A 2,871-nucleotide genomic window follows, 5' to 3' on the forward strand; every position below is an offset into this window, starting at 1 on the left:
TAGTGTTGCAGCCTCACGCGACGCCGCTGTAGTCAAAGCAGGCACTGAATTAAATCTTAATGAGAACACCCAACTCTCTCTGGGATATAACGGTGTGCTATCAACCAGCCATAAAGATAACGGCGTATTCCTGAATGCTAATTGGCGGTTCTGATAAGTCATAAATAGACCTCTGTAAGAAATAGACAGTAAAAATTATCTATTTTTTCTACGATAAAACTCACTGCTGATAAAAATTGGCAGTGAGTTTTCATTTTTATCAGTGTCGGGTTCTATGTACAGGCGATAATACAAATCACCTCGGTAGTCATTTAAGCAGATGGTTAAGACAAGGTTTAACCTATATTTGGTATTTTATTATATAGGGGCATATCCCCTGCCTGTTTGCCGGACTTTATATCATCGGTTTTATAAATAAGGACTTTCAAGGAGCAAAGTGCCAAACAGCGAATTGAAAGTCTCCACTTTATGAAAAATGGGAACTCTCTCATGAAAAAAAACAATTCGGCACGACCGATATTTTTGTGGATGACATTATTTTTTGGATTATTACCTATAAATGCGTCTATGGCAGCGGCCGAATATCAAGAACAGGGTAAGAAAAATCTACCTGACAGCTGGTTATCGGAAGAATTTAACCATCAATGGGGATTGGCCGCTATTGGTGCCCATTATGCTTATGCAAGGGGTTATACAGGAAAAGGCATCAATGTTGGTGTGTTGGATCAAGCAGTAACCCACCACCCAGAATTTGCCAAAAAACTGCACATTCTTAGCCCGGAAGATCCGTGGAATCACGAAGTGAACCTTTACACTGGAATCTTTGAGTTCGGTGCCCACGGCAACCATGTTTCCGGCATCATTGCCGCGAGCCGTGATGGTAAGGAAATGCATGGCGTGGCATTTGATGCGGGGCTGATTACTGGCAAGTATTTGCAAAACCAATTTAACCGCACTGAAGCCATGATACAGAGCAATGTCCGCATTATTAATAATAGTTGGGGTTCTGTCCCTAAATTTCCTAAAAACCCAGACGGCACGCCAAAACTGCGAGCAGATGGTACGATAGATTACGAGCAAGTGACATTGGAAGATGTCGCTAACTTTGTCAAACCAATCAAAGATGAAATCGATAGACTAAGTCGCTCCCCTATTCCAGTTCGTGATGACCCCATCGCGAGAACGGCAGGTTTATTACGGGCGGCACGTGAAGGGAAATTAGTTGTTTTTGCAACAGGAAATACCAATAACTATAACGTGACTTTGCAAGATGCCGGCATGCCGTATTTCTTCCCTGATGCATTGAAAAATTACCTCAGTGTCGCCAACTTGGACCAAAAAAATGAACTCAATCTTTCATCAACAATCTGTGGTTATACCGCCAGCTACTGTTTGTCTGCGCCCGGCACAAAAATTTACAGTAGTGCAGGTACTTTCGTTTCGCTATATCCGGGAGGACGAATAGATGAAGATGCCCTCGAAAATGGCGAATTGATGGTTGTTCCTACTTATACGGTTATGACCGGCACTTCGATGGCGGCTCCCCATGTGTCTGGAGCCGCAGCCGTCCTGATGCAGCGCTTCCCGTACATGACTACCGGGCAAATTTCAGATGTTCTCAAAACCACGGCCACCGATTTGGGCGCTCCCGGTCTGGATGAAAAATATGGTTGGGGAATGCTGAATCTGAAAGAGGCCATTGATGGGCCTAAAATGTTCATCACAGAGAAAGATATTCCTGAAAAATTCTATATTAAGGGCTCTTATACTGAAACCCAATTTACAGCTAATATCCCGGGCATCGGCGGCGTGGTTGAAAAAGGAACCACAGTAGAACGGGTATGTGACAGCATTGAGTGCGCCTATGATAGTTGGCGCAACGATATCAGTGGCCACGGTGGTTTGACGAAAACGGGCAAGGGTATGCTCGAACTTGCCGGTAAAAACAGTACGTACAAAGGCCCTACGCTGGTAGAAAATGGCTTGTTGCAGGTCAGTGGCGGCATCACCTCAGACGTTACCGTACAGAACGGTGCGACCTTGAGTGGAAACGGTAAAGTGGGTTCTATCGTTGCTCATGCCGGCGCGAATATTGCCCCAGGCAATGCAGGCTCAAGTGGTACATTGAGCGTCGATCGCAATGTCACTTTCAACGAGGGTTCGTTCTACCATGTTGAAGTGGCACCCAATAGCTATGGCGACAGCATTAGCAGCAATGGTTCAGTCAGTCTCAAAGGCGGTGAAGTTAAAGTTAAACTGGAAAACAGCGGCAACTTGTTATCTAAACCTGAAGTCCGTAGTCTGCTTGGCCAGAAATACAATATCTTGCAGGCAAACAATGGGATCAAAGGTCAGTTTTCTGCTGTCGATCCCAATTATTTGTTTATTGGTACTGGGTTAAGTTATCAGCCTGATCGTGTGATGTTGGATATCAAACGCAACGCGACCCGTTTTGCACGTTTTGCTCAGACCACTAATGAGCGCTCATTGGCTAATGCTGCTGATAGACTGAATCAGGGGCATCCGGTGTATGAAAGTATTCTGATGTCTGACACACCCGCGCAAGCCCGCCAGGCATTCCAGCAACTTTCGTCTGGCCAAATTCATGCAGATATAGCGGGTGCTCAAATCGACAGCAGCCGTTATCTGCGCGATACGCTGAATACCCGTTTACGTCAGGCAGACGGTGACATGATCGGGCAAAATATCAGAACAGATCACAAGGGTGTCTGGGCGAAGATGATAGGTAACTGGCAGCGTGCTAAAGGCAACAATGACATTAGTGGTTACCGCGTATCTAACTATGGTGTCTTGCTCGGTGCTGATAAAGATTTGGGCAATGATTGGCGACTTGGTGTAGCGACCGGTTAT

At 45.5% G+C, this 2,871-nt stretch carries 1 protein-coding gene; it reads left to right on the top strand.

Annotated elements, in window-relative coordinates; translation table 11 throughout:
- Positions 1-489 precede the first annotated feature (489 nt).
- Positions 490-2,871, top strand: a 2,382-nt coding sequence (locus tag FE392_RS18470) for a S8 family serine peptidase (protein ID WP_319931629.1), incomplete at its 3' end; no start/stop codon positions are given.

Source organism: Xenorhabdus santafensis (assembly GCF_033949405.1).
GTDB classification, from domain to species: Bacteria; Pseudomonadota; Gammaproteobacteria; order Enterobacterales; family Enterobacteriaceae; genus Xenorhabdus; species Xenorhabdus santafensis.